This window comes from Streptomyces sp. NPDC094147, assembly GCF_044764265.1.
Lineage (GTDB): Bacteria > Actinomycetota > Actinomycetes > Streptomycetales > Streptomycetaceae > Streptomyces.
In genome coordinates, this window is sequence record NZ_JBIWHT010000049.1 from 21,826 (window position 1) to 28,968 (window position 7,143).

Consider the following 7,143-nt stretch of genomic DNA (forward strand, 5'->3'; position numbering starts at 1 on the left):
CCCGCGCATGCAGCCCGACACCCTGTTCCAGCGGATAACCGACTACGCGAACCGCGCCGACCCCTATCCGCTGTACGCCGAACTCCGCGAGAACGGCGTGACCCGCCAGGATGACGGCGGCTATCTCGTGGGCACTTACCACGAGATAGCCGCGCTGCTCCACGACCCGCGGATCAGCTCGGACCTCCGCAACCGCACCGATCCGGACGAGGCCGTGCTCCGGAAAACCGAGCGGCCACCGACCTTCATCGGCCTCGACGACCCCGAACACGACCGGCTGCGCCGCATCGCGATGCGGCCCTTCGGTCCCCCGCACTCCCCGGGCAGGATCGACGAGCTGCACGGTGACATCACCCGGATAGCCGAGGATCTCATCGACTCGTTCCGGGGCGCCGACCGGATCGACATCGTCGACGAATTCGCCTACCCGCTCCCCGTCACCGTGATCTGCCGGCTGCTGGGGGTGCCCCACGAGGACGTACCGCGGATCCGCGCGTGGACGAACACGTTCATCGACAGTTTCGACTTCACGCCCGGGACGGACCAGGAAAAGCGCCGGCAGGCCGGGGTGGCGGCCCGGGACGCAATGGCGCAGCACCTGGGGGAACTGGCCGGCGGACGGCGCGGCCACCCGTCGGACGACATGCTCTCCGCCCTCGTCAACGACGCCGGTCCCGAGGGGCAGCTCACCGATGTGGAACTGATGTCCACAGCGACCCTCCTGCTCATCGCGGGACACGAGACGACGGTCAACCTCATCACCAACGGTGTGCTCACCCTGCTGCGCAACCCGGACGCCCACAAACGGTTGCGCGACGAGCCCGTGCTGATGCCGAAGGCCGTCGAGGAACTGCTGCGCTACGAACCGCCCGTGCACATGCTCTCGCAGCGCACGCCGCTCACCGACATCGAGGTCGCGGGCGTCACCGTCCCCAAGGGCGCGCCCTTGATCCTCATACTCGCCTCCGGCAACCGGGACCCCCTGAGGTTCCACGACCCCGACCGCTTCGACCCGGAGCGCGAGGACAACCAGCACTTCGGCTTCGGCAGTGGCATCCACAACTGCTTCGGCGCCCCGCTCGCCCGCCTGGAGACACAACTCGCACTCGGCGCGCTCCTCCCCTACCTCGACGACTTCCACCTGGTGGACGACCCACCCCCGTCATACCGGCGCAGCCCCTTCCTGCGCGGCCCCCGCCATCTGCTGATCGCACGCAGGTAGCCCGGGGCGCTGGGGTGCGGCTGCCCGGCTCCTGGCTCCTGGCTCCTGGTGGTGGGCGAGAGCGGCCCGGCGGCCCTGGGCCCGCCAACCCGCGTCAGGTCGTCGGCGTCGCCGCCGCGTCGTAGGCGGCGCGGGCCTGGGTGATCGCGGTGCGGTGTTCCTCCGCCCAAGGCGACGAGGCCGGTCAGGGACTTGTGAAGTTCGTGGGCCATGGGCGTGAGGCTGTACCCCACCTTGAGCGGCACCGTGGCGTGGACGGTGCGAGTGAGCAGTCCATCGCGTTCCAGATGGCGCAGGTTCAGGGTGAGCATGCGTCGGCTGATGCCCTGAATCGTGTTCCAACTCGGTGAAGCGCACGGGCCCGGACGCCGCGGCGACGATGATCCCAATGCTCCACTTGCCCGCGACGTGGTCGAGCACCTCGGTGATGGGGCAGGCCTCGTTGCCGACCTGGTCGGTCACATCGGTGTGACTGCGTGACGTCAAAGTGTCTCCTTCCGCCGAGCCTCATGGTTACAGAGGACGACTCCTGCAATAAGCCGTGCACCATTGGGGGGAATCCCATGCACCGCGTCGCCTCACGGGCACATAGATCGCGCTGGGCGGCGCTGGCATCTCCTCCGCCCGCTCCATCGCACGGACCATCGCCGTGCCCGTCGACTTCACCGGCGGCGTACGCAGTCGCTCCAGCTCCGAGACCCGCTGGCCGGCACCACCAGCAGCTCAGCCAGCGCCGGCGCGAGCGCGGGATCAGCCCGGTCGGTGGCACGGGCCACCGCCTCGTACAGCCGCCGCTCGGCCGCCGTACGGGCCTCCGACACCTGCCGGGCCAGCACCGACACCCCGGGGCAGCACCCGGTTCCTCGGCGTACCGCTTCACACACGAGGCATCCGCGATACCGAGCACATCGGACTTGCGCCCGCTGCGCGACCTCGCTGCTCCGGACGAGGACGACGATCAGCGGCGAGACGGAGCACGGCGGGCAACACCTGCCTCGGCGTGCCTGTCGGCCTCGCGCGCACAGCACCGTGATCAAATAGGGCATGGCATCGTCCTGGACCGGTAATCGGGTACGCCTGCGCGCTGTCGAGCCCGACGACTGGACGGCGTTCGCGCGTTTCACCGACGATGAAGGGCCGCGAGTGGGCCGGCTGGATCTGCCGCGGTCCGCCGAGAGCTACCGTGCCTGGGCAAAGGAGCAGGCCGTTGCCGAGTGCGATGACGACCGCTTCCGGTTGGCGGTCGAAGCGACGGCCACGGGTGAGCCGGTCGGTACAGTCGGCTCACATCGCACCGGCCCTCACTCAGGCTGGTTCGAGTTCGATATCACCATCAGCGCCGGCCACCGGCGCAAGGGCTACGCGACGGAAGCCGTGGTGCTGCTGCTGCGCTTCATGTTCGCCGAACGGCGCTATCACAAATGCCTGGCGGCGGTTTTGGCCCACAACGAGGCATCGCTGGCACTTTTCCGTGGGCTCGGCTTCACCGAGGAGGGGCGCTTGCGGGAACACGTTTTCTACGCCGGCCGACACCACGACCTCGTCATGATGGGCATGCTCGTCAACGAGTTCGACCGGCGGCACACGATGAGCGAACCATGAGCCGGTGATCCGAACGCGTGCGGAACGGCCACTCGGACTTGATCGACGTTCGTTGTTCGCGGGTGGAGGCGGCCTGCCACCGAAAGTAGGACTGCCTCAGCCGCGCAACGTGGCACGCAGGTGCAGGCCGGCGGTTGCGAGACCTTCGAAGGTGGTGACCTGGTAGCCGGGTTCCGCGCCGGGCGGCTCGCTCAAGTGGTAGCGGCGGGCCGTCTGCGCGGTCATGAGCGTGAGCATGGCCATGGCCAGAGCGGCTCCCTCGCAACCGTGCGGTCCGGTACCGAAGCCGAGGAAGACCCCGGGTTTCGCTGGCGAGCCCGAATCATCGAGCCAGCGTTCGGGCCGGAACCGGTCCGGCTCGGGGTGTTCCCGTGCGTCGCGGTGGGCGGTGTAGGGGCAGACGAGAACGGTGGATCCGGCGTCGATGGTGTAGTCGGCGAGCTGAGTCTGTCGCGGGGCGCGCCGGGTGAGCAGCCAGCTCGGGGGGTGCAGTCGGAGCACTTCGCGTACCAGCGCCTGGGTGTATTGCAGGTTGTCGAGGTGGGTGCTGGTCGTCGTGGCCGGGTCGGCGGGCAGCAGGGCGGCTTCGGCCGCGACGCGGTCCGCGGCCTGGGAGTATCGGGCCAGGTGGAGCAGGATCCATCCGGCTGCCCGGGAGGGTGTCTCGAAAGTGGCGACGGTGATTCCGGGGAGGGTGTCGAGGACGATTTCTTCTGACAGCGGGCCGTAGCGGGCGGAAGGCCGGAGCATCTGTCCCAGCACGTCGTCACCGAGCCGGCCCGATGAACGGCGTCGGCGGACGATGGGCCGCAAAGCGTTGGTGAAGGCGACTTGCCGCCGTGTGCGGAACCGCCGTGCCGGTGTGGGGACCCAGCGCGGCCACACCCAGCGCGAGGGGCGTACGAGCACCTCCCGGGCCACAAAGAGCTGCCAGGCGAAGGGCAGCAGGGCGGGAGCGTCTTCGGAGAAGAGGTAGCGCACGCCGATCTCTGCCAGGACGGGCCGGACCAGGGGCAGAATCTCGACGTCCCGGCCCGTAGGCCACTGGTCGGCAAATCGAGCGGTCCCGAGCGCGATCTCACCGATCCGGGCCGCAACGGCCTGCGGGCGCAGTCCGCGCATGCGGGCGGCGCGAGCGTACGCACGCTCCTCGGGCATCGGCGCTCCGCCGGCCCGCTTCAACGGCGGGAAGAGGGGCGAGGACGGCTTGGGGAAGTCCTGCGCGCGGCGCAGGACCGCTTCACACACCCCGGCCGTAGCGGCTACGTAGACACCCGGCTCCAGCTGCCAGACGTCCCCGCACTCGTCAGCGCCACGGCGCGCCACTGCCAGCCGGTCGCGGCTCCAGGCCGCGAAGCTGCCTCCGGGCAACCGGGGCGGCTCATTCGCTCGGCCCATGGGATCGCCCCTGATTTCTCCTACCAGTCAGGCCGGTATCGTCGGCAGCGCGGCCAAGAGTTCGGCGGGAGCCCGGGGGCGCCCGCCGACCGTGTGGTCACACCCTGTCGTCGCCGGTGTGCACGCCCCAGTCGTGGACCCCGTACGCACCGTAGTTGCGGGTGAAGGACAACTTGGCAAGCAGCTTGGCAATCATGAGACGCTCCTCTCGCTTGCCTTTAGCGCAATATGCCCTACCTTCATATATTTTAGGGCATCAGCCGCACGCAGGCACCTTGCCCGAACTGCCCTCAGCCGCATGCTCTTCGGCAAAGCCTCACAGGCCAGACAGCGAACGGGACCGAGACGGAGCCGCGCCTTCCGTTGTAGTCGTCGACGGCGCCCCCGAGTGGGAAGACCTCCAGACACCGTCCTCAAACTGACTGATCGAGTCCGCTCGTCCACTGTCTGCGGGGCATATAAAGCCCGTCGGCTCTGCGCCTGGGCACGAAGATCGCCCCCGCCGGGCAGCGACGCCCCGCCATCACGGTGGGGACGGCCCCGGACGACGACACGGGCCGGTTCTTCGGCATCACCGCCGCCTCCCGCGTGGACGTCATCTGCTCCGCCCTCCCCACCGCGGACCAGCCGCGCCAGCGGCCCGCTGTACGCGCGGTACGCGGGCTTCGCCGACCTCGACGCCCTGTTCTACGTCGTTCTACGTCCGTGTCTGTCTCGCCCAGACTTTTCCGGCCGCCACCATCCGCGACTTCCACCCCGGCGAGTACTGCAACGCCGCACCCGACAGCCTGATCGTCCTCGGCGCCCCCGACCGCAACACCGCCTACGCCGAGTTCGGCCTTCACCTGCCCTACCGCTTCACCCCGCCCCCGGAGCCGGCCATCACCTTCCCCGACCACGGCGAGGGCCGCCTGGCCCCGCTGTGGGCCCCGGAGGGCGAGCTGCTGGCGGACCTGACCGCCATCACCCAGCTCACCCTCGGACAGGGCACCACCGTGGTCCTGCTCGGCGGCTGCCTCACCCTCGGCGTCCTGGGCGCGGCCAGATGCCTCGTCAACGGCGACCGCAGCCGGCGCAACACCGCCTACCTCGACAGCCGCGCCCCCGGCAGGGACCTCGTCGCCGTCACCCCCACCCGCAAGATCGGCGGCATCACCGACACCCCCAACCTCACCGCCGCCGAACCCCTGCTCCTGCTCACCCTCGACACCGCGGGCGGCACTTTCACCACCCGCCTGGACAACACCGCCCGCTACGCGGCCAGGCGACCGCGCCAGACGGCCGCTCCCCGCGGCCCAGAGCTTCTCACGCCGCGGCCGGCACTCTTGCTCAGCGTCGAAGTCGACGTACAGGTGGGGGTCGAACGCGTCGAGCCGCACCGTCAGCTCGGTGGTGGCGTACGAACCGAACCGCATGGTGTGGTCGGTCAGGTACGGGGTGATCGCGGCCAGGTCCTCACCGGTGATCTGCCAGCCCTCCGCCTGGAGCTCGCGCACGACCTCCATGAGGTCCAGCGTCGTATGGAAGATCACGCATTCTCTGAACTCGTCGCGTCAGGCCCCGTGTTGGTCGTGCGAGAGCGTCAGTCTTCTTCGGACGGGCGAGGCTGCTGGGGGAGCACGGTCAGGACCGGTGATTGTGGGGATCCCCAGGTCGACGACACTGCGGCTGGCGGGGCGTCGATCGAGCCGGGCCAGTTTCTCCTCGGCTCCAGCGAGGCTGACCCGGAGCCCCTCGACCTCGCCCAGACAGCCCTCGCGCTGGGCCTCGGCGATGCAGGCGCTGAGGTTGTCGCGGATCTCGACGAGCCGCGGGCGTTCGGAGGCGTGAACGATCAGGACGGGACAACGGACACAGGCTCGTGCTGGCAGTCGGTTCCGAACGCGCGTCTGCACTGGCGTCGCCTCACCACACCCACCCGGCCTGGCGCGACACCCTCCAGGCACCGGCCGAACTGCCGGAACCGCTGCGGACAGACGACCGGCGACGGCCGCGACTTGTCGCGCTGACTCCCGTCAGCGCTCCGCACAACCTATGCAACCGGGAGCCCGCTAAACGCCAGCCCGTACCGCCAGACAGCATCCCGAACCTGTCCCACACCGCTGACCTGCAACCTTGGGACGCCCGGCACAGATCAACCAGGGACATCCCCGCCCAGCAGGACTCCGTTCGGTCGTGTTCAGGAGCATGGCGGGTGTGTGGACGCATATGAAGTGAACCATGTTCGGCGGACGTTGGCGTTGTTCGTGGCTGTCCATGCGCTGCTCGATCCGGCAGGTGAAGCCGGTGAAGAACTCGCCACCGTAGCGCTCCATCGCTCCGCCCCTCTGTGAGACGGAAAGCAATCCCTCCGGGAGGCGGTCTGCGAGCATCCCTCAGCAGTCGCGGGTCGCCGTACAGTGCGCTAGCTCACCTGCTCGGCCAGGAAGTCCTCCCAGGTCCGCTTGCCCACAAGCACCCCATCGACAGACAGGTTGTCGGCGGCCCGGTAGGCGCGGCCTACCTTTCCGGGCATCCGGACCGGCAGCATAGGGCGGCGCTTGCCGCGCGCACCCAGGTATCCGCGGGCCAGGTCCGCCATCGCGTAGACCGTCGGCCCGACCAGGTCCGGCACCAGGCCGGCCGGCTGGCCGAGTGTCAGTTCCACGAGCCGGGCCGCCACCTCGCGCGAATCGACCGGCTGGAACCGCAGTCCACCCGGGCAGGGCACCACCGGCATCTTCGCCATCTTCCCCACCGTGTCCAGGACCAGGTCGTGGAACTGGGCGGCACGCAACGTCGTCCAGGGAATGCCGGACTCCGCTATGACGCGCTCCGCACCCAACTTGGCCCGGAACCAACCGATCGGCATCGTGTCCGCCCCGGTCACCGAGATGTACACGATGTGCTTCACCCCGGTTCTCACCGCGGCCTCCACCAGG

The 7,143-nt window shown here is 69.3% G+C and carries 6 protein-coding genes and 1 pseudogene; 2 read left to right on the forward strand and 5 right to left on the reverse strand.

Features of this window, described 5'->3' with window-relative positions:
- Window positions 1–7 precede the first annotated feature (7 nt).
- Entirely contained in the window at window positions 8–1,222 is a 1,215-nt protein-coding gene (locus tag ACIQ8J_RS34065; RefSeq protein WP_403275736.1) for a cytochrome P450, read from the forward strand.
- Window positions 1,223–1,316: 94 nt separating this feature from the next.
- Here ACIQ8J_RS34065 and ACIQ8J_RS34070 read toward each other — a convergent pair.
- Window positions 1,317–1,684 (reverse strand): annotated as a pseudogene (locus ACIQ8J_RS34070) (winged helix-turn-helix transcriptional regulator).
- Window positions 1,685–1,884: 200 nt separating this feature from the next.
- Window positions 1,885–2,064 carry a hypothetical protein gene (locus ACIQ8J_RS34075; protein ID WP_403275737.1) on the reverse strand — a complete coding sequence of 60 codons (180 nt, stop codon included), beginning with the start codon at window positions 2,062–2,064 and terminating at the stop codon, window positions 1,885–1,887.
- Between the two features lie 202 nt (window positions 2,065–2,266).
- Here ACIQ8J_RS34075 and ACIQ8J_RS34080 point away from each other — a divergent pair, with 202 nt between their 5' ends.
- On the forward strand, window positions 2,267–2,824 hold the full coding sequence (locus ACIQ8J_RS34080) for a GNAT family N-acetyltransferase (RefSeq protein WP_403275739.1): 558 nt from the start codon (window positions 2,267–2,269) through the stop codon (window positions 2,822–2,824).
- Between the two features lie 96 nt (window positions 2,825–2,920).
- On the opposite strand, the gene ACIQ8J_RS34085 is transcribed toward ACIQ8J_RS34080, so the two are convergent.
- The 3 genes from ACIQ8J_RS34085 to ACIQ8J_RS34095 form a co-directional block, all read right to left on the reverse strand.
- Window positions 2,921–4,222, reverse strand: coding sequence for a cytochrome P450 (locus ACIQ8J_RS34085; RefSeq protein ID WP_403275740.1), 1,302 nt, complete (start codon window positions 4,220–4,222; stop codon window positions 2,921–2,923).
- Between the two features lie 413 nt (window positions 4,223–4,635).
- Window positions 4,636–5,727 carry a hypothetical protein gene (locus tag ACIQ8J_RS34090; RefSeq protein ID WP_403275816.1) on the reverse strand — a complete coding sequence of 364 codons (1,092 nt, stop codon included), beginning with the start codon at window positions 5,725–5,727 and terminating at the stop codon, window positions 4,636–4,638.
- An 899-nt stretch (window positions 5,728–6,626) separates the two neighbouring features.
- Window positions 6,627–7,143, reverse strand: a 517-nt coding sequence (locus ACIQ8J_RS34095) for an SDR family oxidoreductase (RefSeq protein ID WP_403608074.1), incomplete at its 5' end; no start/stop codon positions are given.